Below are 23,104 nucleotides of genomic sequence, written 5' to 3'. Positions count from 1 at the left end.
GTCATGAGTCCACACAACCCTTGATGATCACGCGGTGGCCGTTCCCGTTCCCACCCGGCCCCGGCGCGAGATCACGAAGTCACACTGGAGTACTAGGGGCCCGCTCTACAAGGGTGGAGGAGGTGGGTGGAGGAGCGGGAGGAGGGAGGGGAGGGGAGGGGAGGGGAGGGGGGAGGGGGAGGGGGAGGGCCCCAGAAATAGCGGAAAGAGCCAGGTTCCGGGCCCCGGCGCCGCGCTCCGCAGCGCCGGGGCCCCGGGAAAGCACCATTCGCACCACCCCCGAGGCCTTCTCCGCTCTTCTCCGCGGCATCAACGCCTGCGAGTTCGCTTATCACGCCTGACAAACCTCCCCGTGCCGGAGTAGGAAGTCGGCCCGGCCGACTTCCTACTCCGTGCACCATCTTCCTCGGGTCGCAGGGCCGTTGAGGCCAAGGAATACCGGCCCTGGCCCCGGCCCCCGGCGCCGCGCTTCGCGGCGCCGGAGCCCAAGACGCACCATCGCCGGCGGCTCGGAGGAATTCGACGAATCTCTCAGCGCCCATTCCCCACGTCCTTGAGGCGCTCCCCCGTCGCTGGGGCCTCGCCGGGCAGCGGACGGCTGGTGGTCCTACGGTGAGGCGCCCTTGCTGAGCAGCCCAGCAAGGGCGCCCAGTGTTCTCCTCTTCCGGCTGCGCCCATGAAGTGCCGCCCCTTGCCGTCTCGGTGTGCCGAAAGGCAACGGAAGTGCGGCTCGCGGAAGTTGCCTGGCGCCGGGTGTACCCAGCCGCCTGAGGGTCGCCAAAGGGCCGAAAGTCCGATGCGGAGGTCCGGGCCCGGGCCCGGGGGAGAGCAGGAAGGGGGAAAACCCACCCCTTGCCACTCTCAACGTATAGCGCACGGGGGGTCTTGCGGCAAGGCCCCCGTGGTGGCTCACAATCACAGGCCTCAGATCGGAGCTGATGCCATGAACCACCTGACCACCAGTGCTTTCGACCTTCCCGAGCGCCTGTCCGCCAAGGCCGACCCCGCGCTCGTCGCGGCCGACGAGCGGCACTTCGCGGCCATCGCGGAGAGCCTGGACCAGGCGATCGGCGAACTCTCCGAGCAGCTCGACGCGGTGCGCCGGGCTCCGGGCGGCGCCGGGCAGGCGGCGATGGACCGGGACATCCAGGTCCACCGGTTGAGCGCCCGGCTGCGCACCCTGCGCCGTTACGGCCTGGACCTGTGCCTCGGACGCATCGTGACCGCGGAGGACGCCGAGCCCCTGTACGTCGGCCGGCTGGGACTGACCGACAGCGAGGGCCGTCGCCTGCTGGTCGACTGGCGCTCGCCCGCGGCCGAGCCGTTCTTCGCCGCGACCCATGGCGACCCGATGGGCCTGGTCAGCCGCCGCCGGTACCGCTGGGCCCTCGGCCGGATCGCCGACTACTGGGACGAGGTGTTCACCGTCGAGGGCCTGGAGGGCCACGCCGCGCTGGACGACCAGTCCGCCTTCATCGCCGGCCTGGGCGGCAGCCGTTCGGCCCGGATGCGGGACGTGCTCGCCACCATCCAGGCAGACCAGGACGCGATCATCCGGGCGGGCTCGCGCGGCGCCCTGGTGGTCGACGGCGGCCCCGGTACCGGCAAGACCGTGGTCGCCCTGCACCGCTCCGCCTACCTGCTGTACTCCGACCCCCGCCTCGGCCACCGGCGCGGCGGCGTGCTGTTCGTCGGCCCGCACCAGCCGTACCTGAACTACGTCGCCGACGTCCTGCCCAGCCTCGGCGAGGAGGGCGTGCGCACCTGCACCCTGCGGGACCTGCTGCCCGAGGGTGCGGACGCGGCGGAGGAGGCCGACCCTGAGGTCGCGCGGCTGAAGTCCTCGGCCGAGCTGGTGCGGGCGATCGAGAAGGCCGTCCGGTTCTACGAGGAGCCGCCGACCGAGGGCATGGTGGTCTCCACCCACTGGGCGGACCTCTGGCTGAGCGCCGAGGACTGGTCCGAGGCCTTCGACGCCCCGGGCCCGGGCACCCCGCACAACGAGGCGCGCGAGCAGATCTGGGACGAGCTGGCCGCGATCCTGCTGGACAAGCTGGAGCAGGACGAGGAGGAGGTCACGCCCGAGCTGTTCCAGCGCTCGCTTCGACAGGACCGGGAACTGGTGGAGACGCTCAACCGCGCCTGGCCGCTGCTCGAAGCGGCCGACCTGGTCGGCGACCTCTGGTCGGTGCCCGCCTACCTGCGGATGTGCGCTCCCCACCTGGCCCCCGAGGAGGTCCGCGCGCTCCAGCGCAAGCACGCCCCGCACGCGTGGACGGTCTCCGACCTGCCGCTGCTGGACGCGGCCCGCCAGCGGCTCGGCGACCGCGAGGCCACGCTGCGCCGCAACCGCCACCGGGCCTCGGTGGCCGCCGAGCGCGAGCGGATGGCGGACGTGATCGGTGACCTGCTGCAGGCCGACGACGACGGCGAGGGCGCGGTGACCATGCTGCGCGGCAAGGACCTCCAGGACACCCTGATCGACGAGGACGCGCTGTCCGGCGCCGACGGTGACCCGCTGGCCGGCCCCTTCGCCCACATCGTGGTCGACGAGGCCCAGGAGCTGACCGACGCGCAGTGGCAGATGCTGCTGCTGCGCTGCCCGTCCCGGAGCTTCACCATCGTCGGGGACCGCGCCCAGGCCCGGCACGGCTTCACCGAGTCGTGGCAGGAGCGCCTCGAACGGGTCGGGCTCGACCGCACCACCATGGCCTCGCTGAGCATCAACTACCGCACGCCGGAGGAGGTGATGGCGCAGGCCGAGCCGGAGATCCGGGCGGCGCTCCCGGACGCGAACGTGCCGACCTCGGTGCGCAGCAGCGGCATTCCGGTCCGGCACGGGTCGGTGGCGGAGCTGGCGGAGGTCCTGGACTCCTGGCTCGCCGAGCACGACGAGGGCGTCGCCTGCGTCATCGGCGCACAGGGCTTCGAGGAGCGCGCCCGGGTCCGCTCGCTCACCCCGGAGCTGGCCAAGGGGCTGGAGTTCGACCTGGTGGTCCTGGTCGACCCGGAGGCGTTCGGCCAGGGCGTCGAGGGGGCGGTCGACCGCTATGTCGCGATGACCAGGGCGACCCGGGAGCTCGTCGTCCTGCGGACCTCCTGAAGGCCGGCCGCCGGGCGTCGCGGGCCCCGCGGGCGCGGCGGACGCCACGGTCCGGCCGGTGTCCCCCGGTCGGGTGACGGGGCTGTCGGTCGCGGCCGTCGGCAGTCCAGACTGGCTCGATGGACGAGGACGAACCGCTGGCGTCATGGGCCGAGCGGCGGGAGCAACGGCTGCGGCCGGTCGGCCAGTTGAGGGCGGTACGGCTCACGGTCGGCCGGCAGCGCGGCGCCCATGTGGCGCCCGACGAACCGCGGCTGATCATGCGCTGGGACGGCTACCAGTGGCTTCCGGAGACGGTGGCCGAGAACTACGCCGCCGCCCAACGGATCCTGCACGGGATCGAGGGCGACGGCGTGCGGCGGCCGCTCCACGGGGCGCCGCGCCCCCGGAAGGCCCCGGGGCGCCACCGTCGGCCGTAGCCCGCCCTGCCGCGCCGACACCAAGCTGCCCGGCACGCCGACCCGATGCCTGGCGCGCCGACGCAATGCTCCCGGCAAGCCGACAGGAAGCCCCCGGCCGACAGGAAGCCCCCGGGCAAGCCGAAGGGGTCCAGCGCGCCCGGCGCCGGACCCCGAAGGCCTTCCGAACCTGAACGGCCGTCAACTACCCGACCGCAGAGATCAGTTGTGGGCGTGCAGGTCCGCGTTCAGCCCGCCCCAGGAGCCGGAGCGGGCGATGACCTCGACCGCGCCGGTCTGCGAGTTGCGGCGGAACAGCAGGTTGTCCTGGCCGGACAGCTCGACGGCCTTGGCGACCGTGCCGTCCGGGGTGGTGACCCGGGTGCCCGCGGTGACGTACAGGCCGGCCTCGACCACGCAGTCGCTGCCCAGCGAGATGCCGATGCCCGCGTTGGCGCCGAGCAGGCAGCGCTCGCCGACCGAGACGACCTGCTTGCCACCGCCGGACAGGGTGCCCATGATCGAGGCGCCGCCGCCGATGTCGCTGTGGTCGCCGACCACGACGCCCGCGCTGATCCGGCCCTCGACCATCGAGGTGCCGAGGGTGCCGGCGTTGAAGTTGACGAAGCCCTCGTGCATCACGGTGGTGCCGGCCGCCAGGTGGGCGCCGAGCCGGACGCGGTCGGCGTGGGCGATGCGCACGCCGCTCGGGGCGACGTAGTCGGTCATCCGCGGGAACTTGTCGATCCCGTACACGGCCAGCTGGCCGCCCTGGGCGCGGACGGCGAGGCGGGCCTGCTCGACCTTGTCCACCGGGACGGGGCCGATGCTGGTCCACGCGACGTTGGCGAGCAGGCCGAAGATGCCGTCCAGGTTCTGGCCGTGCGGCTGGACCAGGCGGTGGCTGAGCAGGTGCAGGCGCAGGTACACGTCGTGGGTGTCCAGCGGCTTCTCGTCCAGCGATGCGATGGTGGTGCGCACCGCGACCACCTCGACGCCGCGGCGGGCGTCGGCGCGCAGCGCGTCGGCGGCACCGGCGCCGAGCTCGGCCTCGGCCTGCTCGGCGGTCAGGCGCACGGTGCCGGCCGGGCCGGGCTCGGCGGCCAGCGCGGGGGCGGGGTACCAGGTGTCGAGGACGGTGCCGTCGGCGGCGATGGTGGCCAGACCGGTGGCCACGGCGCCGGTCGCCGGGGAGGTGGATTCGAGCGGGGTGGATTCAGCAGTCACACCGTGCACGTTAACCAATGCGGGGCCCCGCTGCCGAACACGCCCAGCGTCCGGACACGTCGGTCGGACCCGCAGGCCAGCGGCGCGGCGGGGCGGAAAACCCGGTGCTCGGCGGTCGTCCGCTGGGCAATACTCGGCCGGGTGTTCATGTCGATCTCCACCACCGGCAGCGCCGAGAGCCCGGCGACGGATCTCGGGTTCCTGCTGCACAAGCACCCCGGCAAGGTCCAGCGCTTCACGACGTCGCACGGCGAGGCCCACGTCTTCTACCCCGTGGCGGGGGACGAGGCCTGCACGGCGGCGCTGCTGCTGGACATCGACCCGATCGCCCTGGTCCGCAAGGGCCGGGGCAACGGCAAGGGCCGCGGCGGCTCGCCCGACTTCGCCCTCTCCCAGTACGTCAACGACCGCCCCTACGCCGCGTCCTCGCTGCTCGCGGTGGCGTTGCGGACGGTGTTCCGCTCCGCGATGAAGGGCGACTGCGCGCTGCGCCCCGAACTGCCGGGGCAGCTCCGCCCGCTGCGGATCGAGCTGCCCGCGGTGCCCGCGAACGGTGCGGGCGAGGGCGGCGGCCCGGCGATGGTGGCCCGGCTGTTCGAGCCGCTCGGCTGGCGGGTCGAGGCGTCGGCGATCCCGCTGGACGAGGACTTCCCGGAGTGGGGCGAGTCCCGCTACGTGCGGGTCGCGCTGGCCTCGGACGCGGTCCGGCTCGCCGACGCGCTCCAGCAGCTGTACGTACTGCTGCCGGTGCTGGACGGCGCCAAGCACTACTGGGTCGCCCCGGACGAGGTGGACAAGCTGCTCGCGGCCGGTGAGGGCTGGCTGGCCGCCCACCCCGAGCGCGCCCTGATCGCCCGGCGCTACCTGTCCCGGCGCTGGTCGCTGACCCGGGCCGCGATGGAGCGCCTGGAGCTGGCCCGACTGGCCGAGGCGGACGACCGCGAGGTCGAGGAGATCGACAACGCGGTCGACGACCGGCCGGAGGACGAGGACACCGGGACCACCGGCAGCACGACGACCACCACGACCACCGAGAGCACCGAGACCGCCGACACCGCCGACACCCCCGCGCCCCGGCAGCCCTCCCTCGCCGAGCAGCGCCGCACCGCGATCCTCGCCGCCCTGCACGACAGTGGCGCGGCCCGGGTCGCCGACCTCGGCTGCGGCCAGGGCGAGCTGATCGGCGAGCTGATGAAGGACGCCCGCTTCACCGAGATCCTCGGCGTGGACGTGTCCGCCCGGGCCCTGCAGGCGGCGAACCGCAAGCTGCGCCTGGCGCGCCTGCCCGAGCGGCAGGCCGCGCGGGTCACGCTGGCGCAGGGCGCGCTGACGTACACCGACGCCCGGCTGAAGGGCTACGACGCGGCGGTGCTGTGCGAAGTGATCGAGCACCTGGACCTGCCGCGGCTGCCGGCCCTGGAGTACGCGGTGTTCGGCGCGGCCCGTCCGAGGGCCGTCGTCGTCACCACGCCCAACGTCGAGTACAACGTCCGCTGGGAGAGCCTCCCGGCGGGCCGCGCCCGGCACGCCGACCACCGCTTCGAGTGGTCCCGCGCCGAGTTCGAGGCCTGGGCCGGGAAGGTCGCGACGGCGTACGGGTACACGGTGGAGCTGCGCCCGGTCGGCCCCGAGGACCCGGAGGTCGGCCCGCCGACCCAACTGGCCCTGTTCCGCGCAGGCACCAGCACGCCGGGAACCGGCACCACCACGACGCCCGAGGGGGGCGAGACCCGATGACCGACGACGCGACCGATAACGACCGCACCGCGACCGACCACGACGCGACCGAGCCCGACGCGACCGATAACGACCGCACCGCCACCGACCACGACGCGACGGAGAACGGCCACAACGCGACCGACCGCACCGCGACCGACGACCGGACCCCCGGGACCCCCGCCGCCCCTCGCTGCCTCCCCGTCACCGACGTCTCCCTCGTCGTCCTGATCGGCACCAGCGGCGCGGGCAAGTCCACCTTCGCCCGCCGCCACTTCCTCCCCACCCAGGTGGTCTCCTCCGACTTCTGCCGCGGCCTGGTCGCCGACGACGAGAACGACCAGTCCGCCTCCGCCGAGGCCTTCGACGTCCTGCACTACATCGTCGGCAAGCGCCTCGCCGCCGGCCGCCTGACCGTCGTGGACGCCACCAACGTCCAGCCGGAGGCCCGCCGCCGGCTGGTGGCGCTCGCCCGCGAGCACGACGTGCTGCCGATCGCGATCGTGCTGGACGTCCCGCCCGGCGTGTGCGCCGAGCGCAACCGTTCCCGCCCGGACCGCCAGCTGCCCGCCCATGTGGTCCCGCGCCAGCACCGTGAGCTGCGCAGGTCGCTCAGGGGCCTGGAGCGCGAGGGCTTCCGCAAGGTGCACGTCCTGCGCGGCGAGGCCGAGGTCGCGGCCGCCGGGATCGAGCTGGAGAAGCGCTACAACGACCTGCGCCACCTCACCGGCCCGTTCGACGTCATCGGCGACGTCCACGGCTGCCGGTCCGAGCTGGAGACCCTGCTGGTCCGCCTCGGCTACACCCTCACCCGGGACGCCGAGGGCCGCCCGGTGGACGCCGCCCACCCGGCGGGCCGCACCGCCGTGTTCGTCGGCGACCTGGTCGACCGCGGCCCGGACACCCCGGGCGTGCTGCGCCTGGTGATGGGCATGGTGGCGGCCGGCCACGCGCTCTGCGTGCCCGGCAACCACGAGAACAAGCTGGGCCGCGCGATGGACGGCAAGAAGGTCACCGTCGCGTACGGCCTGCAGGAGTCGCTGGACCAACTGGCCGGGGAGTCCGAGGAGTTCAGGGCCGAGGTGCGCGCCTTCATGCGCGGCCTGGTGAGCCACTACCTGCTGGACGGCGGCGCCCTGGTGGTCTGCCACGCCGGTCTGCCGGAGAAGTACCACGGCCGGGCCTCCGGCCGGGTGCGCTCGCACGCCCTGTACGGGGAGACCACCGGCGAGACCGACGAGTACGGCCTGCCGGTGCGCTACCCGTGGGCGGAGGAGTACCGGGGCCGGGCGCTGGTGGTGTACGGCCACACCCCGGTGCCGAGCGCGAGCTTCCTCAACAACACCATCTGCCTGGACACCGGCTGCGTCTTCGGCGGCAGCCTGACCGCGCTGCGCTACCCGGAGCGCGAGCTGGTGGCCGTCGAGGCCGAGCGGGAGTGGTACGCCCCGGTGCGCCCGCTGCTCACCGACGCGCCGGGCGCCCGCGAGGGCCGTCCGCTGGACCTCGCCGACGTGGCCGGGCGCCGGATCGTGGAGACGACCCTGCACGGACGGGTGGCCGTCCGGGAGGAGAACGCGACGGCCGCGCTGGAGGTGATGAGCCGCTTCGCGCTGGACCCGCGGCTGCTCGCCTACCTGCCGCCGACGATGGCGCCGAGCCCGACCTCCCGCAGGGAGGGCTACCTGGAGCACCCGGAGGAGGCCTTCTCCGCCTACCGCGAGGACGGTGTCCGGCAGCTGGTCTGCGAGGAGAAGCACATGGGCTCGCGCGCGGTGCTGTTGGTTACCCGGGACGGCGCCGCGCTGGAGCGGCGCTTCGGGGTGGCCGGGCCGGGCGCGATCTGGACCCGGACCGGCCGGGCGTTCCTCGACGACGAGGAGCTGACCGCCGCCGTGCTGGGCCGGGTCCGGTCGGCCGCCGAGCGCGCCGGGCTGTTCGAGGAGTTGGGCAGCGACTGGCTGCTGCTGGACGCCGAGCTGATGCCCTGGTCGCTGAAGGCGGTGGAGCTGCTGCGCCGCCAGTACGCCGCGGTCGGGGCGGCGGCCGGCGCCGCGCTGCCCGAGGTGCTGTCGGCCCTGGAGCAGGCGGCGGCGCGCGGGCTGGAGCTGGGAGAGCTGACCTCTCGCCAGCGCCGCCGCGCCGCCGACGCCCGGGCCTTCACCGAGGCGTACCGGCGCTACTGCTGGCCGACCGAGGGCCTGTCGGGCATCCGGCTCGCGCCGTTCCAGCTGCTGGCGGCCGAGGGGGTGAACCTGGCGGCGCGGCCGCACGACGAGCACCTGGCCCGGATCGACCGCCTGGTGGACGCCGACGAGGCGGTCGCGGCGGAGGGCGGTGACGCGGCGGACCCCGTGCTGCACCGCACCGGCCGGGTGCTGGTGGACACCGCCGACGAGGCCTCGGTGGCCGCCGCCACCGCCTGGTGGGAGGAGCTGACGGCGGCGGGCGGCGAGGGCATGGTGGTCAAGCCGCTGGCCTCGGTGGTGCGGACGGCGCGCGGCGAGGGCCGCCCGGGCGGTCTGGTGCAGCCGGGGGTGAAGGTGCGCGGCCGGGAGTACCTGCGGATCATCTACGGCCCGGACTACACCGAGCACCTGGACCGGCTGAGGATGCGCTCGCTGGGCCACAAGCGCTCGCTGGCGCTGCGCGAGTACGCGCTGGGCCTGGAGGCGCTGGACCGGCTGGCGGCCGGGGAGCCGCTGTGGCGGGTGCACGAGCCGGTGTTCGCGGTGCTCGCGCTGGAGTCCGAGCCGGTGGACCCGCGCCTCTGACGGGGCCGGAGGCCCGCCGTCGAGCGCGGGTGAAGCGGGGGAGTCCCGCCCGGGATTCCCCCGCCTCACCCCCTTTCTGTATAGAAATTCCAATAGTCGTATACACTTGCCGCCTTCCCGTAGTCCCGTCACCCCAGGAGCCCGGCATGGCCTTCAACCTCCGGAACAGGCACTTCGTCAAGGAGCTCGACTTCACGCCCCAGGAGTTCCGCTTCCTGGTGGACCTCGCCGCCGGGCTCAAGGCGGCCAAGTATGCGGGCACCGAGCAGCCCCGGCTGCGCGGGAAGAACATCGCGCTGATCTTCGAGAAGACCTCCACCCGCACCCGCTGCGCCTTCGAGGTCGCCGCGCACGACCAGGGCGCCACCACCACCTACCTGGACCCGGCCAGCTCGCAGATCGGCCACAAGGAGTCGGTCAAGGACACCGCCCGGGTGCTCGGCCGGATGTTCGACGGCATCGAGTACCGCGGCCACGGCCAGGAGATCGTCGAGGAGCTGGCCCGGCACGCCGGTGTCCCGGTCTGGAACGGCCTGACCGACGAGTGGCACCCCACCCAGATGCTGGCCGACGTGCTCACCGTCACCGAGCACACCACCAAGCTGCTCGCCGAGGTCACCCTCGCCTACCTCGGCGACGCCCGCTACAACATGGGCAACTCGCTGCTCGTCACCGGCGCCCTGCTCGGCATGGACGTCCGGATCGTCGCCCCGCGGGCCCTGTGGCCGGCCGAGGAGGTGCGGAAGTCGGCGCAGGCGCTGGCCGAGCGGACCGGCGCGATGATCACCCTGACCGAGGACGTGGCCGAGGGCGTGGCCGGCGCGGACTTCCTCTACACCGACGTCTGGGTCTCGATGGGCGAGCCCAAGGAGGTCTGGGCCGAGCGGATCGAGCTGCTCAAGCCGTACCAGGTGTCCATGGACACCGTCCGGGCCACCGGCAACCCGAACGTGAAGTTCCTGCACTGCCTGCCCGCCTTCCACGACCTCGGCACCGTGGTCGGGCGGCAGATGTACGAGGAGACCGGCATGACCGAGCTGGAGTGCACCGACGAGCTGTTCGAGTCGGCGCACTCCATCGTCTTCGACCAGGCCGAGAACCGCCTGCACACCATCAAGGCGGTCCTGGTCGCCACCCTGGGCTCCTGAGGGGCCCGTTCGGGCGGGTCAGCGCGCCAGCCTGACGCAGGCCACCCGGTCGCCCGCCGCGTGCGGCCCGGCCGGGGTGCCCGCGTGCAGCACCAGCGAGCGCCCCTCGCCGGGCCGCGGCTGCCAGCCCACCGCCGCCCGCGCGGTGCCCGCGCCCCGCCCGTCGGTGCGCAGCACCAGCCGCAGTTCGTTGCGGTCGTTGGCGTAGGCCGGGTCGGTGGACGGCTGCACCGGGTCGACGACGTCCTGGTAGTGCGGTCCGGAGGCGGCCGGGTCGGCCCCGCAGTCGCCGGTGTGCAGGTGCACCGGGAACTCGTGGCCGGGGGCGAGCCCGGCGACCGTCAGGGTGAGCACCGTCCGCCCGGGCACCGAGCGGTCGGTGACGATCCGGGCGTGCGAGCCGTAGGGCACCAGGTCCTCGGCGTAGCTGATGGCGGTCGGCCGGACGAAGGCGGTCGCCGGGTCGAAGGCCGTGTCCGTCACGGAGACCGGCGAGGCGGCGGGGGCGAGCAGGGCCAGCGGCAGCAGGGCGGCGGCGAACGGAGCGGGCATCGGGTCGGGCCTTCCACGGGCGGGGCGACGGTCACCCTGCTAACGGCGCCGGGCCCCCGGGGGACACTCTCAGCTCACCTCGCGCGCGATGCCCCGGATCTCGCAGCGCGGTCCGCTGGCCCGCATCAGCCGCAGGTCGGCGGTGACCAGCGGTGCGCCGTACCGCTCGGCGACCGCGACGTACGCGGCGTCGTCCGGGGTGAGGTTGTCCTTGAGTTCCCAGATCCGGCCGAGCAGCGGTGCCACCTCTACCTTGCGGACGGCCACCGCGGCCAGTTCACCGGTGAGTTCGGCGACCCGCTCGGCGGTCAGCTCCCTGGCGAGGTAGAGCCCGCGCAGCGACTGCATCACCTCGACGAGGATGTGCTCGGGCGCCAGCCACTCGCCGTCGGCGGCCAGTTCGGCCCGGGCGCGGTCCCCGCGCGGGCCCCGGTCGGCGAGCGCCAGCACCAGCGCGGACGCGTCCACCACGATCATCCTCGGCCCCCTCCGCCGGTCGGCACAGCGGCCACCGTACCGGGCGCGGGCCGGGGGTCCGCGCCCGGCGGCCCCGATCGCCCCGGTGACCTGCGTCGAAACGCACCGGGGTATGCCTACGGTGGTGATGGTGGCGGCATGCACTATGGTTTATCTCGACATCGAGATAACTGCCCCTTACGATATATCTCGACATCAAGATACTTGCCGAGAGGCGCTCACCGGCGATGCGGGCAAGGCAAGCCTAAGTAAGGCTGACCTTACCACCGCGTGGCGGCCGGATATCGCACGAAGCACCCAGAAGGAGTCAGTCGTGTCCGCGAACAGCTTCGACGCCCGCAGCTCGCTGCAGGTGGGCGACGAGTCGTACGAGATCTTCAAGCTCTCCGCCGTCGAGGGTTCCGAGCGGCTGCCCTACAGCCTCAAGGTGCTGCTGGAGAACCTGCTCCGCACGGAGGACGGCGCCAACATCACCGCCGACCACATCCGCGCCCTCGGCAACTGGGACGAGAACGCCCAGCCGAGCCAGGAGATCCAGTTCACGCCCGCCCGCGTGATCATGCAGGACTTCACCGGCGTGCCCTGCGTCGTCGACCTCGCCACCATGCGCGAGGCCGTCAAGGAGCTGGGCGGCGACCCGGCCAAGATCAACCCGCTGGCCCCGGCCGAGCTGGTCATCGACCACTCCGTCATCGCCGACAAGTTCGGCACCAAGGACGCGTTCACCCAGAACGTCGAGATCGAGTACGGCCGCAACAAGGAGCGCTACCAGTTCCTGCGCTGGGGCCAGACCGCCTTCGACGAGTTCAAGGTCGTCCCGCCGGGCACCGGCATCGTCCACCAGGTGAACATCGAGCACCTGGCCCGCACCGTCATGGTCCGCGGCGGTCAGGCCTACCCCGACACCTGCGTCGGCACCGACTCGCACACCACCATGGTCAACGGCCTGGGCGTGCTGGGCTGGGGCGTCGGTGGCATCGAGGCCGAGGCCGCCATGCTCGGCCAGCCGGTCTCCATGCTGATCCCGCGCGTCGTCGGCTTCAAGCTGACCGGCGAGCTGCCGGCCGGCACCACCGCCACCGACCTGGTGCTCACCATCACCGAGATGCTGCGCAAGCACGGTGTGGTCGGCAAGTTCGTCGAGTTCTACGGCGACGGCATCGGCGCCATCCCGCTGGCCAACCGCGCCACCATCGGCAACATGTCGCCGGAGTTCGGCTCGACCTGCGCGATCTTCCCGATCGACGCCGAGACCATCAACTACCTGCGCCTGACCGGCCGTGACGAGCAGCAGCTCGCCCTGGTCGAGGCGTACGCCAAGGAGCAGGGCCTCTGGCACGACCCGTCGGTCGAGCCGGTCTACTCCGAGTACCTGGAGCTGGACGTCTCCACCGTCGTCCCGTCGATCTCCGGCCCGAAGCGCCCGCAGGACCGCGTGATCCTGGCCGAGGCCGCGAGCAAGTTCGCCGAGGCGCTGCCGGCCTACTCCGCCGAGGCCTCGAAGCCGACCACCGTCACCGCCCCCGACGGCTCGACCTACGAGATCGACAACGGCGCGGTCGTGATCGCCTCGATCACCTCCTGCACCAACACCTCCAACCCCTCCGTCATGCTGGGCGCCGCCCTGCTGGCGAAGAAGGCCGTGGAGAAGGGCCTGCACGTCAAGCCCTGGGTCAAGACCACCCTGGCGCCCGGCTCCAAGGTCGTCATGGACTACTACGAGAAGGCCGGCCTGCTCCCGTACATGGAGAAGCTGGGCTTCAACCTGGTCGGCTACGGCTGCGTCACCTGCATCGGCAACTCGGGCCCGCTGCCCGAGGAGGTCTCGGCCGCCGTCAACGAGTCCGACCTCGCGGTCGTCTCGGTGCTCTCCGGCAACCGCAACTTCGAGGGCCGGATCAACCCGGACGTCAAGATGAACTACCTGGCCTCCCCGCCGCTGGTGGTCGCCTACGCCCTCGCCGGCAACATGAACATCGACATCACCAAGGACGCCCTGGGCCAGGACGCCGACGGCAACGACGTCTTCCTCGCCGACATCTGGCCGTCCGAGCAGGAGGTCGCCGACACCGTCGCCGGCTCCATCGACGAGGCGATGTTCGACAAGGGCTACCAGGACGTCTTCGCCGGTGACCACCGCTGGCAGTCGCTCCCGGTCCCGACCGGCAACACCTTCGAGTGGGACGCCGAGTCCACCTACGTCCGCAAGCCCCCGTACTTCGAGGGCATGGCCAAGACCCCGAGCCCGGTGACCGACATCGCCGGCGCCCGTGTCCTGGCCAAGCTGGGCGACTCGGTCACCACCGACCACATCTCCCCGGCCGGCAACATCAAGCCGGGCACCCCGGCGGCGCAGTACCTGACCGCCAACGGCGTCGAGAAGCGTGACTTCAACTCCTACGGCTCGCGCCGTGGCAACCACGAGGTCATGATCCGCGGCACCTTCGCCAACATCCGCCTGCGCAACCAGATCGCGCCGGGCACCGAGGGCGGCTACACCCGCGACTTCACCCAGGCCGACGCCCCGGTGTCGTTCATCTACGACGCCTCGCAGAACTACCAGGCCGCCGGCATCCCGCTGGTCGTCCTGGCGGGCAAGGAGTACGGCTCCGGTTCGTCCCGCGACTGGGCCGCCAAGGGCACCGCGCTGCTGGGCGTCAAGGCCGTCATCGCCGAGTCCTACGAGCGCATCCACCGCTCGAACCTGATCGGCATGGGCGTCCTGCCGCTGCAGTTCCCCGAGGGCGAGAACGCCGAGTCCCTCGGCCTGACCGGCGAGGAGACCTTCTCCATCACCGGCGTGACCGAGCTCAACGAGGGCCGCACCCCGAAGACCGTCAAGGTCAAGGCCGGTGACAAGGAGTTCGACGCGGTCGTCCGCATCGACACCCCCGGTGAGGCGGACTACTACCGCAACGGCGGCATCCTGCAGTACGTGCTGCGCTCGCTGATCGGCTGAGCCTCGCGCCGGCGCCGGAAGGGCCGGACCGCACTTCGCGGTCCGGCCCTTCCGCGTGCGGCGCCGGATGCCGACCCCCCTTCCGGCCCGCGCCGCGACGGGGGCCGGGGACAGAGACAGGGGGCCCGCCGACACGCGGTCGGCGGGCCCCCTGATCAGCCCGGGCGGGCCCGGGCGTCAGCCCGTCAGGCCCGGTCGCAGGCCTGCGCCCGCAGGGCGCGGGCCAGGTCGTCCCGGCGCTCCAGCACCAGCCGGCGCAGCGCCGGCGCGGCCTGCGGGTGGCCGTCCAGCCAGACGTCCGCCTCGGCCAGGGTCTGCTCGTCGGTCTGGGCGATGGGGAAGAAGCCGCCGACGATCCGCATCGCGATCTCGATCGTCCGCTCGGCCCAGACCCGCTCCAGCAGCTTGAAGTAGGGCGCCGCGTAGAGGGCGGTCAGGTCGCGCTGGGCCGGGATCGCGAAGCCCGCGCTGTTGGCCTCGACCAGGGCGCTCGGCAGCTCGTCGGAGTCGATCACGGCGGACCAGGCAGCGGCCTTGGCCTCCGGGGTGGGCCGGGCGGCCAGGCACTGGGTGTACTCGCGCTTGCCGCCCGCGGTGTTGTCGGAGGCGAGCTCGCCGGCCAGCTCCTCGTCGGTGGCCTGCCCGGCGGCGGCCAGCGCCAGCCACAGCGACCAGCGCAGCTCCTGGTCGACCTCCAGGCCGTCGATCCGGGCGCTGCCGGCCAGCAGGCCGCGGACCAGGCCGAGGTGTTCGGCGCCGCCCGCGGTCCGGGCCAGGAAGCGGGCCCAGGCGAGCTGGTGGTCGCTGCCGGGGACGGCGGCGCGCAGCTCGTGCAGGGCGCCGTCGGCGAGCTTCCGGGCGCCCTCGGCGCGCCACTCGGGGGCGGCGTACAGGTCGACGGCGGTCTTGGACTGGGCGTGCAGCGACTGCAGCACGCCGATGTTGCCCTCCTGGCCGGCGAAGCGCAGCACCAGGGCGACGTAGTCGCGGGCGGGCATCAGACCGTCCCGGGTGAGGTTCCAGACGGCGGACCAGGCGAGCGCCCGGGCCAGCTCGTCGCGGATGTCGCCGAGGCCGGTGCGCAGGGTCTCCAGCGATTCGGCGTCGAAGCGGATCTTGCAGTAGGTCAGGTCCTCGTCGTTGAGCAGGACCAGGTCGGGGCGTCGGCGGCCGACGGCCTCGGCGACGACGGTGCGGGCGCCGGTGACGTCCAGTTCGATCCGCTCGGTGCACAGCAGGGCGCCGTCGGCGTCCCGGTCGTAGAGGCCGACCGCGATCCGGTGCGGGCGCAGCACGTCGCCGTCCTGGAGGACGGCCAGCTCGGTGATCCGGCCCTCGGCGTCGGTGGTGACCTGCGGGGTGAGCGCGTTGACCCCGGCGGTCTGCAGCCACGAGGCGGCCCAGCTCTTCAGGTCGCGCCCGCTGGTCTCCTCCAGCACGCCCAGCAGGTCGGCCAGTTCGGTGTTGCCGAAGGCGTGCCGCTTGAAGTAGCGGCGGGCGCCCTCGAAGAAGGCCTCCGCGCCGACGTACGCGACCAGCTGCTTGAGGACGGAGGCGCCCTTGGCGTAGGTGATGCCGTCGAAGTTGAGCTTGGCGTCCTCCAGGTCGCGGATGTCGGCGGTGATCGGGTGGGTGGTGGGGAACTGGTCCTGCCGGTAGGCCCAGGCCTTGCGCTGGTTGGCGAAGGTGACCCAGGCGGAGGAGTACCGGGTGCGGGCGCCGATCAGGGCGTAGGAGCCCATGAAGTCGGCGAAGGACTCCTTCAGCCACAGGTCGTCCCACCAGCGCGGGGTGACCAGGTCGCCGAACCACATGTGGGCCATCTCGTGCAGCACGACGTTGGCGCGGGACTCGTAGGCGGCGTCGGTGACCTTCGAGCGGAAGACGAACTCCTCCTTGAAGGTCACGCAGCCGGGGTTCTCCATCGCGCCGATGTTGTACTCGGGGACGAAGGCCTGGTCGTACTTCCCGAAGGGGTACGGGTAGTCGAAGGTCTCGTGGAAGAAGTCGAGTCCGAGCTTGGTGACGCCGAGGATCTCCTCCGCGTCGAAGTGCGGGGCCAGCGACTGGCGGCAGAGTGCGGCGAGCGGGATCTCCAGGGCGGTGCCGTCGGGGAGTTCGCGGCTGTAGTGGTCGTTCACCACGTGGTACGGGCCGGCCACCACGGCGGTGAGGTAGGTGGAGATCGGCGTGGTCGGCGCGAACTCCCAGGTGCGGGCGTCGCCTTCGGTGCGGACGCTCTCGTGCACGGCGTTGGAGCGCACGTCCCAGGCGGCCGGGGCGGTCACCGTGAAGGTGAACGGCGCCTTCAGGTCGGGCTGTTCGAAGTTCGCGAACACCCGGCGGGCGTCGGCCGGCTCGTAGTGGGTGTACAGGTAGGTCTCGCCGTCCGCCGGGTCGACGAAGCGGTGCAGGCCCTCGCCGGTGCGGCTGTAGGCGCAGTCGGCCTCGACGGTGAGGACGTTCTCGGCGGCCAGGCCGTCGATGTGCACCCGGGCGCCGTCGTAGGCGGTGGCCGGGTCGAGTTCGCGGCCGTTGAGGGTGACCGAGCGGACGGCGGGGGCGAGCAGGTCGAGGAAGGTGCCGGTGCCGGGCTGGGAGCAGCGGAAGGTGACCGTGGTGGTGGAGCGGAAGGTGGCGGCGGCCGGGTCGGGGGCGGAGGTCACGTCCAGCCGGACCAGGTAGCCGTCGACGGCCAGGACGCCGGCTCGCTGTTGTGCTTCCTCGCGGCTCAGGTTCTTGCCCGGCACGGCGGTACTCCTTTGTCCGGCTCGCACGGTGGTGCGCGTGTGGGTGGTGCGGGTCCGCGCGCGGTGTGCATCGCGCACGCAGGGGCATCCTTTCACGGGCTCCCCGGCCGGTACCATTGCACAGATCGCCGCGCCCGGGCCGGAATCAGCGGCGGCGCGCGGGTGTTGGGGTTCGGATGGGGCCGTGCCCCGCCGCCTCGGAACACCTCACGAAGGACGAGACCCAGTGACGACTGCCGCTGAGCGCAAGACCGCCGACTTCTGGTTCGACCCGGCCTGCCCCTGGGCCTGGATGACGTCCCGCTGGCTGATCGAGGTCCAGCAGCTGCGCCCGGTCGACGTGAACTGGCACGTGATGAGCCTGTCGGTGCTGAACGAGCACCGTGACCTGCCGCAGAACTACCGCGAGCTGCTGGACAACGCCTGGGGCGCGGTGCGGGTGTGCATCGCGGCCGCCCAGCAGCACGGCGAGGAGGTGCTGGGCCGGCTGTACACGGAGCTGGGCGTGCGCTTCCACAACCAGGGCCTGCCGCAGAACCGGGAGACGGTCGAGGCCGCCCTGGCGGCCGCGGGCCTGCCCGTCGAGCTGGCGGCCGCGGCGGACACCGACGCGTACGACGAGGCCCTGCGCGCCTCCCACAAGGAGGGCATCACCCTGGTCGGCGAGGACGTCGGCACCCCGGTGATCGCGGTCGAGGGCGCGGACGGCGAGCGGGTCGCCTTCTTCGGCCCTGTGGTCACCCCGGCGCCCAAGGGCGAGGCGGCGGCCCGGCTGTGGGACGGCACCCTGCTGGTGGCCTCCACCCCGGGCTTCTACGAGATCAAGCGGACCCGTACGGCGGGCCCGTCCTTCGAGTAGGCCCGCGGGCAGGCCCGGAGGGACGCGGAAGGGGCCCGGCACCGAGTGAGTGGTGCCGGGCCCCTTCCGCGTTTCCCGCCGGGTTCAGCCCGCGGCCGCGTCCCGGCGCTGCTTGACCAGGCCGGCCGTGATGAGCAGGGCGACCAGCACGCCGGCCGCGTACAGCTGCTGGCGGTTGCCCTCGGTGGTGGTCATCAGGGCGAGGATGCCGGCAACCGCGGCCATGGCTGCCCAGGTCAGGTACGGGTAGCCCCACATCTTCACGGTGATCAGCTCGGGCGCCTCGCGCTCCAGCCGGCGCCGCATCCGCAGCTGGACGATGCAGATGAACAGCCAGACCACCAGGATCGCGACGCCGGTGGTGTTCATCAGCCAGGTGAACACGGTGGCGGGCCAGAACTTGGCGGCCAGCACGGCGCCGAAGCCGAACAGGCAGGAGGCCAGCACGGCCCGGCGCGGCACCCCGCCGCTGACCTTGGCCAGCGCCTTGGGGCCCTGGCCGCGGCCGACCAGCGAGTACGCCATCCGGGAGGCGCCGTAGATGTTGGCGTTCATCGCGGACAGCAGCGCGACCAGGACCACCACCTCCATGATCGTCCCGGCTCCGGGGACCCCGAGGTGGCGCAGCACCGTGACGTACGGGCCGTCGGCGACGACCGCCGGGTCCTTCCAGGAGACCAGGGTGACCACCAGGGCCATCGAGCCGATGTAGAAGATCGCGATCCGCCACACCGCCGTGCGCACCGCGTTGGCGACGTTGCGCTTGGGGTCGTCGGACTCGGCCGCGGCGATGGTCACGGTCTCCAGGCCGCCGTACGCGAAGACCGAGGCCAGCAGGCCGACGATCAGTCCGCTGACGCCGTTGGGCAGGAAGCCGCCGTGGCCGGTGAGGTTGGTGGCGCCGGGGGCGCCGGGGCCGATCACGCCGGCGATGCCGAGCCCGCCGAGGACCAGGAAGGTGACGATCGCGGCGATCTTCACGGCGGCGAACCAGAACTCGAACTCGCCGAAGTTCTTCACCGCGGTCAGGTTGCTGGCGCAGAAGAAGACCATGAACAGGCCGACCCAGACCCAGGAGGAGACCCCGGGTATCCAGCCGTTGACGATCTTCCCGGCGGCGGTGGCCTCGGCGGCGACGCCGCAGCAGAGCATCACCCAGTACATCCAGCCCGCCGTGATCCCGGCCCAGGGGCCGATCTCCTTCTCGGCGTGGACCGAGAAGGAACCGGAGGCCGGTCGGGCGGCGGACATCTCGCCGAGCATCCGCATGATCAGCATGACCAGGAGGCCGGAGAGGGTGAAGGCGAGGATGATCGCCGGGCCGGCGGCGGCGATGCCCGCGCCGGAGCCCACGAACAGGCCCGCGCCGATGACGCCGCCGAGGGCGATCATCGAGAGGTGGCGCTGCTTGAGCCCGTGGCTGAGCTGTTGGCCACCGGGCGCCTGCGTGGCGCTGCCGGTGGTCCCGGGCGCCGGGGGCGCGGGGGTGGGGGCCATAGGGCTGGATCCAGACTGTGCGGAATGCGGCATGAGTTGTCCAATATCCGGGGGCCCCACCGTTCATGCCAACGACGGAGGCCCCGGGCCCACCATGCGGACCGCCCGGTGACGGTACGCGGCGGTAGACTGACGGGGCGTCGTTACGGGCCGGTTCCGACAACGCCCGGGGGCGGGGCTTTGTCCGAAACCGTGGCGGCGGCGCAGTGGATCACCGCGTAGGTTCACAGGTGTTCACTCACCTGGATCCTTACCGAGGAGCCCCCGATGGCCACTGCCACCACCCCGATAGCGCGCCGCGCCGTCCTCGCCGACCTGCTGCCCACCGCCTCCACCCGCCTCGGAGCCCAGGTCCGCGACCTGGCCCTGGTGGTCGGCGGCGCCGCGCTGACCGGCGTGGCCGCCCAGCTGTCGGTGAACGTCCCCGGCTCGCCGGTGCCGGTCACCGGCCAGACCTTCGCCGCCCTGCTGGTCGGCACGGCGCTCGGCGCCCGGCGCGGCGCCGCCTCGCTGGCGCTCTACCTGCTGGCCGGCATGGCGGGCCTGCCCTGGTTCGCCGAGGGCACCTCCGGCTGGGCCATGCCCTCCTTCGGCTACGTGCTCGGCTTCGTCCTCGCCGCCGCCCTGACCGGGGCGCTGGCCCGCCGCGGCGCCGACCGCACCCCGGTGAACACCGCCGTCACCATGGTTCTCGGCAGCCTCGCCATCTACGCGGTCGGCGTCCCGTACCTCGCCCTCACCCTGCACGTGTCGCCGGCCCGCGCCGCCGAGCTGGGCCTCTACCCGTACCTGGTCGGCGACGCGCTCAAGGCCGCCTTCGCGGCCGGCGCCCTGCCGCTCGCCTGGAAGCTGCTCGGCCGGCGCTGACACCGGCGCCCCCGTTGTCGGAGCCGGGCGCGCCCGCATGCCACACTCATGGCATGCGCGTGTACCTGGGCTCCGACCATGCCGGATACGAACTGAAGAACCACCTGGTGGAATGGCTGAAGGGGGCCGGCCACGAGCCGGTCGACTGCGGGCCGCACATCTACGACGCCGAGGACGACTACCCGCCGTTCTGCCTGCGCGCCGCCGAGCGCACCGCCGCCGACGAGGACGCCCTGGGCATCGTGATCGGCGGCTCGGGCAACGGCGAGGCGATCGCTGCCAACAAGGTCAAGGGCGTCCGTGCGGCGCTGGCCTGGAGCGTGCAGACCGCCGAGCTCGGCCGTCAGCACAACAACGCCAACGTGATCTCCATCGGCGGGCGGATGCACACGGTCGAGGAGGCCACCAAGTTCGTCGAGGTCTTCCTCAACACTCCCTACAGCGGCGAGGCCCGGCACACCCGCCGGATCGAGATGCTGAGCGAGTACGAGACCACCGGCGAGCTCCCGCCCATCCCGGCCCACCACCCCCAGGGCTGACCCCGCCACCCATCACCCACCGACGGCCGGCCGCACCTCCGTGCGGCCGGCCGCCGTCGTCCGCGGCCCCGCGCCGCCTGTGGGATCGGCCACAGGCCCCGGCGCACCCGCGTCCGCGCGCGCGGGGCGCACGCTCCGCCCGCAGGCTCCGTACGCCCCAACCGCCGCACGCCTCCTGACGCCGTGCCCGCCACCGGCCCGATCGGCCGAAACCCGCCGAGCGGCCCGTGCACCCGCGCCGCCGCCCGCCCCCGGCCCGTCGACGCCGGGCCGCACCCGTGGATAGGGTCGGACCCCATGGCTGGCAGACCGCCGGGCGCACCGCCCCAGACGACTGCGACGAGGCCCGGCCCCGCCCCGGCGGCGTCCGAGCCCGTGACGGCCCGGCTGCGCAAGAGGCTCCGCCGGGCCCGCCGAAGGCTGCGCACGGCCGGGGTCGACTACTTCCGCGGCGGCGCCGCCGACTGGCCGGTGCTCTGCGCGCTGGCCCTGCTCGTCCCGCTGATGATCCTGCTCAACATCTGGATCCCCGACTGGGCTCCGCCCACCGCCCTGGTCCTGCCGATCCTGGCCGGCGCGCTGCTGCTGCGCCCCGGCAGCCTGGTGGTGCTCTACGCGCTGGCCGCCCTCGGGCTGTCCGCCGAGTCCGTGATCCACACCGGCCAGCGGGTCGCCAGCGAGAACCCCGAGGCCTACGTCTACGGCGTGACCCCCGGCGCGGCCCTGGTGGTCGGTGCCGCCGGGGTGGGCGGCCTGCTGCTGGCCCAGTTCCGAGCCCGGGTCGGCGTCCCCTGGTGGGGCGGCTCCACCATGCTGTTCGACCTGCGCGAGCGGCTGCGGGTGCAGAGCCGGGTGCCCCGGCTGCCGGCCGGCTGGCACGCGGACATGGCACTGCGCCCGGCCGGCGGCCAGTCCTTCTCCGGCGACTTCGTGGTGGCCGCCCGCACCGGCCCCGGCCAGCGGCTGCTGGAGGTGGTCCTCGCGGACGTCTCCGGCAAGGGCATGGACGCGGGCTCGCGGGCGCTGCTGCTGTCCGGCGCCTTCGGCGGCCTGGTCGGCTCGCTGCCCGCGCACGACTTCCTGCCCGCCGCCAACGGCTACCTGCTGCGCCAGTCCTGGGAGGAGGGCTTCGCCACCGCCGTCCACCTGGTGCTCGACCTGGACACCGGCGAGTACGAACTGCTCTCGGCCGGGCACCTGCCGGGCATGCAGCGCCTGGCCGGCGCCGGGCGCTGGGAGGTCAAGGAGGCCGAGGGCCCGCTGCTCGGCATCTACGACGGTGCCAAGTTCGAGGGCGTGCGCGGGCGGCTGAACCGGGGCGACGTGCTGATGCTGTGCACCGACGGCATGGTCGAGGCGCCCGGCCGGGACCTCGCCGAGGGCATGGACCGGCTGATGGGGGAGGCCGACCGGCTGGTCCCCGGCGCCGCCCCGGGCAGCGGCGTGGGCGCGGCGGCCGCGCTGATCGAGACGGTGGCCCGGGACATCAACGACGACCGCGCCGTCCTCCTGCTCTGGCGCGACTGAGGTGCCGGCGCCCGCGGCACATGCCGCGGGCAGCCGCTGTCAAGCCTGGCAGCTGATCTTCGGCCATATCGGACGCCCCGTCGGCTGACCGGACCAGCGGCTTCCGGTCCCCGCTCCCGGGCGCGTCCCGGCCGCTCAGCCCCGCCCCGCCGACGATTCGTCAGGGCGGCTCCGCTATCGTCCCGGTCGGCGGAAACTCGTCCCGCACCGCAGGATGTCGGCGCCGGCCCGGAGGCCAGACCTTTACGCAATCGGCACGGTCGACCACACTGAGTCCGGGCGGGAATGTTCAGGATTCGGGGGATGGGGGGCGACACGTGCGACACACCACACGGCTGGCCGACGCGGGCCCCCTCGCCGGCGCTGTGCCGGACGGTCCGCGATTCCGCCTCGGGACCGTCGGACAGGCCGGGGTCCGGCTTCGCAGGTGCCGCCGGGCGGCGGCGCCACGCTATGAAACGAGGAAGTGAGTCCGGGTGGCACTCTCCGTCTCCGCGCTGGTCCTGTTCGCGATCCTGTGCATCATCTTCATCCGGAACAAGCAGATGAAGATCCCGCACGCGATCGTCGCCGCCCTGTTCGGCTTCATGCTGCACGAGACAACGATGGCGACCTCGATCAACTCGCTGCTGGCCAACCTGGCGCACAGCATCTCCAGCATCACCGGGGGCTGACCGGGCCGGGCCGACGGCCGGCCCCGCGCGCCCCTCG

16 protein-coding genes are annotated in these 23,104 nt (G+C 73.0%); 11 read left to right on the top strand and 5 right to left on the bottom strand.

Going from position 1 to position 23,104, the window contains the following annotated elements; all coding sequences use genetic code 11:
- Nucleotides 1-943 precede the first annotated feature (943 nt).
- Together helR and ACIRVF_RS12425 are read left to right on the top strand one after the other, a co-directional pair.
- Nucleotides 944-3,103, top strand: a complete 2,160-nt coding sequence (gene helR, locus ACIRVF_RS12430) for an RNA polymerase recycling motor ATPase HelR (RefSeq protein WP_402816248.1) — start codon at nt 944-946, stop codon at nt 3,101-3,103.
- 119 nt (nt 3,104-3,222) lie between these two features.
- Nucleotides 3,223-3,522: a DUF6087 family protein gene (locus ACIRVF_RS12425; protein ID WP_402816247.1), complete on the top strand. Its 300-nt coding sequence runs from the start codon at nt 3,223-3,225 to the stop codon at nt 3,520-3,522.
- A 201-nt stretch (nt 3,523-3,723) separates the two neighbouring features.
- Here the strand turns inward: ACIRVF_RS12425 and dapD are convergent, their stop codons facing one another.
- Nucleotides 3,724-4,728, bottom strand: a complete 1,005-nt coding sequence (gene dapD / locus ACIRVF_RS12420) for a 2,3,4,5-tetrahydropyridine-2,6-dicarboxylate N-succinyltransferase (protein ID WP_402816246.1) — start codon at nt 4,726-4,728, stop codon at nt 3,724-3,726.
- A 141-nt stretch (nt 4,729-4,869) separates the two neighbouring features.
- On the opposite strand from dapD, the gene ACIRVF_RS12415 reads away from it, so the two are divergent.
- From ACIRVF_RS12415 to argF, 3 genes are all read left to right on the top strand, one after another.
- Nucleotides 4,870-6,465 carry a 3' terminal RNA ribose 2'-O-methyltransferase Hen1 gene (locus tag ACIRVF_RS12415; protein WP_402816245.1) on the top strand — a complete coding sequence of 532 codons (1,596 nt, stop codon included), beginning with the start codon at nt 4,870-4,872 and terminating at the stop codon, nt 6,463-6,465.
- Nucleotides 6,462-9,218: a polynucleotide kinase-phosphatase gene (locus ACIRVF_RS12410; RefSeq protein WP_402816244.1), complete on the top strand. Its 2,757-nt coding sequence runs from the start codon at nt 6,462-6,464 to the stop codon at nt 9,216-9,218. The genes ACIRVF_RS12415 and ACIRVF_RS12410 overlap by 4 nt, the downstream gene beginning before the upstream one ends.
- A 146-nt stretch (nt 9,219-9,364) precedes the next feature.
- The gene (gene argF, locus ACIRVF_RS12405; protein ID WP_402816243.1) at nt 9,365-10,366 is read left to right on the top strand and encodes an ornithine carbamoyltransferase; all 1,002 of its coding nucleotides are present in this window, start codon (nt 9,365-9,367) and stop codon (nt 10,364-10,366) included.
- Nucleotides 10,367-10,384: 18 nt separating this feature from the next.
- On the opposite strand, the gene ACIRVF_RS12400 is transcribed toward argF, so the two are convergent.
- Both ACIRVF_RS12400 and ACIRVF_RS12395 read right to left on the bottom strand, forming a co-directional pair.
- Nucleotides 10,385-10,918, bottom strand: a complete 534-nt coding sequence (locus tag ACIRVF_RS12400; RefSeq protein WP_402816242.1) for a superoxide dismutase family protein — start codon at nt 10,916-10,918, stop codon at nt 10,385-10,387.
- 69 nt (nt 10,919-10,987) lie between these two features.
- Nucleotides 10,988-11,395: a type II toxin-antitoxin system VapC family toxin gene (locus tag ACIRVF_RS12395; protein WP_402816241.1), complete on the bottom strand. Its 408-nt coding sequence runs from the start codon at nt 11,393-11,395 to the stop codon at nt 10,988-10,990.
- A 313-nt stretch (nt 11,396-11,708) separates the two neighbouring features.
- On the opposite strand from ACIRVF_RS12395, the gene acnA reads away from it, so the two are divergent.
- Nucleotides 11,709-14,354: an aconitate hydratase AcnA gene (acnA, locus tag ACIRVF_RS12390; RefSeq protein WP_402816240.1), complete on the top strand. Its 2,646-nt coding sequence runs from the start codon at nt 11,709-11,711 to the stop codon at nt 14,352-14,354.
- Between the two features lie 185 nt (nt 14,355-14,539).
- Here acnA and pepN read toward each other — a convergent pair whose 3' ends face one another.
- Nucleotides 14,540-17,104 (bottom strand): aminopeptidase N, encoded by a 2,565-nt coding sequence (gene pepN / locus ACIRVF_RS12385; protein ID WP_402816239.1) that lies wholly within the window; start codon nt 17,102-17,104, stop codon nt 14,540-14,542.
- 226 nt (nt 17,105-17,330) lie between these two features.
- Here pepN and ACIRVF_RS12380 point away from each other — a divergent pair, with 226 nt between their 5' ends.
- Complete coding sequence (locus tag ACIRVF_RS12380) at nt 17,331-17,963, top strand: DsbA family protein (RefSeq protein ID WP_402816238.1); 633 nt, start codon at nt 17,331-17,333, stop codon at nt 17,961-17,963.
- Nucleotides 17,964-18,047: 84 nt separating this feature from the next.
- Here the strand turns inward: ACIRVF_RS12380 and ACIRVF_RS12375 are convergent, their stop codons facing one another.
- Nucleotides 18,048-19,460, bottom strand: coding sequence for an amino acid permease (locus tag ACIRVF_RS12375; RefSeq protein ID WP_402816237.1), 1,413 nt, complete (start codon nt 19,458-19,460; stop codon nt 18,048-18,050).
- Between the two features lie 267 nt (nt 19,461-19,727).
- On the opposite strand from ACIRVF_RS12375, the gene ACIRVF_RS12370 reads away from it, so the two are divergent.
- The 4 genes from ACIRVF_RS12370 (at nt 19,728) to ACIRVF_RS12355 (ending at nt 23,067) form a co-directional block, all read left to right on the top strand.
- On the top strand, nt 19,728-20,327 hold the full coding sequence (locus tag ACIRVF_RS12370; protein WP_402816236.1) for a biotin transporter BioY: 600 nt from the start codon (nt 19,728-19,730) through the stop codon (nt 20,325-20,327).
- 53 nt (nt 20,328-20,380) lie between these two features.
- Nucleotides 20,381-20,866, top strand: coding sequence for a ribose-5-phosphate isomerase (locus ACIRVF_RS12365; protein ID WP_030283744.1), 486 nt, complete (start codon nt 20,381-20,383; stop codon nt 20,864-20,866).
- 297 nt (nt 20,867-21,163) lie between these two features.
- Nucleotides 21,164-22,393 carry a PP2C family protein-serine/threonine phosphatase gene (locus tag ACIRVF_RS12360; protein ID WP_402816235.1) on the top strand — a complete coding sequence of 410 codons (1,230 nt, stop codon included), beginning with the start codon at nt 21,164-21,166 and terminating at the stop codon, nt 22,391-22,393.
- Nucleotides 22,394-22,869: 476 nt separating this feature from the next.
- On the top strand, nt 22,870-23,067 hold the full coding sequence (locus ACIRVF_RS12355) for a hypothetical protein (RefSeq protein WP_030283748.1): 198 nt from the start codon (nt 22,870-22,872) through the stop codon (nt 23,065-23,067).
- The last annotated feature ends 37 nt before the right edge of the window (nt 23,068-23,104 follow it).

Origin of the sequence: Kitasatospora sp. NPDC101157 (genome assembly GCF_044768255.1) — a bacterium.
In the GTDB taxonomy this organism is placed as follows: Bacteria; Actinomycetota; Actinomycetes; order Streptomycetales; family Streptomycetaceae; genus Kitasatospora.
This window is presented reverse-complemented; position numbering and strand designations above follow the sequence as displayed.

Coding starts and splice junctions, on each gene's coding strand:
- ACIRVF_RS12360 (WP_402816235.1), top strand. CDS start 21,164: ATGGCTGGCAGACCGCCGGGCGCACCGCCCCAGACGACTGCGACGAGG.
- ACIRVF_RS12375 (WP_402816237.1), bottom strand. CDS start 19,460: ATGGCCCCCACCCCCGCGCCCCCGGCGCCCGGGACCACCGGCAGCGCC.
- ACIRVF_RS12365 (WP_030283744.1), top strand. CDS start 20,381: ATGCGCGTGTACCTGGGCTCCGACCATGCCGGATACGAACTGAAGAAC.
- ACIRVF_RS12370 (WP_402816236.1), top strand. CDS start 19,728: ATGGCCACTGCCACCACCCCGATAGCGCGCCGCGCCGTCCTCGCCGAC.
- helR (WP_402816248.1), top strand. CDS start 944: ATGAACCACCTGACCACCAGTGCTTTCGACCTTCCCGAGCGCCTGTCC.
- ACIRVF_RS12410 (WP_402816244.1), top strand. CDS start 6,462: ATGACCGACGACGCGACCGATAACGACCGCACCGCGACCGACCACGAC.
- ACIRVF_RS12400 (WP_402816242.1), bottom strand. CDS start 10,918: ATGCCCGCTCCGTTCGCCGCCGCCCTGCTGCCGCTGGCCCTGCTCGCC.
- ACIRVF_RS12395 (WP_402816241.1), bottom strand. CDS start 11,395: ATGATCGTGGTGGACGCGTCCGCGCTGGTGCTGGCGCTCGCCGACCGG.
- argF (WP_402816243.1), top strand. CDS start 9,365: ATGGCCTTCAACCTCCGGAACAGGCACTTCGTCAAGGAGCTCGACTTC.
- ACIRVF_RS12425 (WP_402816247.1), top strand. CDS start 3,223: ATGGACGAGGACGAACCGCTGGCGTCATGGGCCGAGCGGCGGGAGCAA.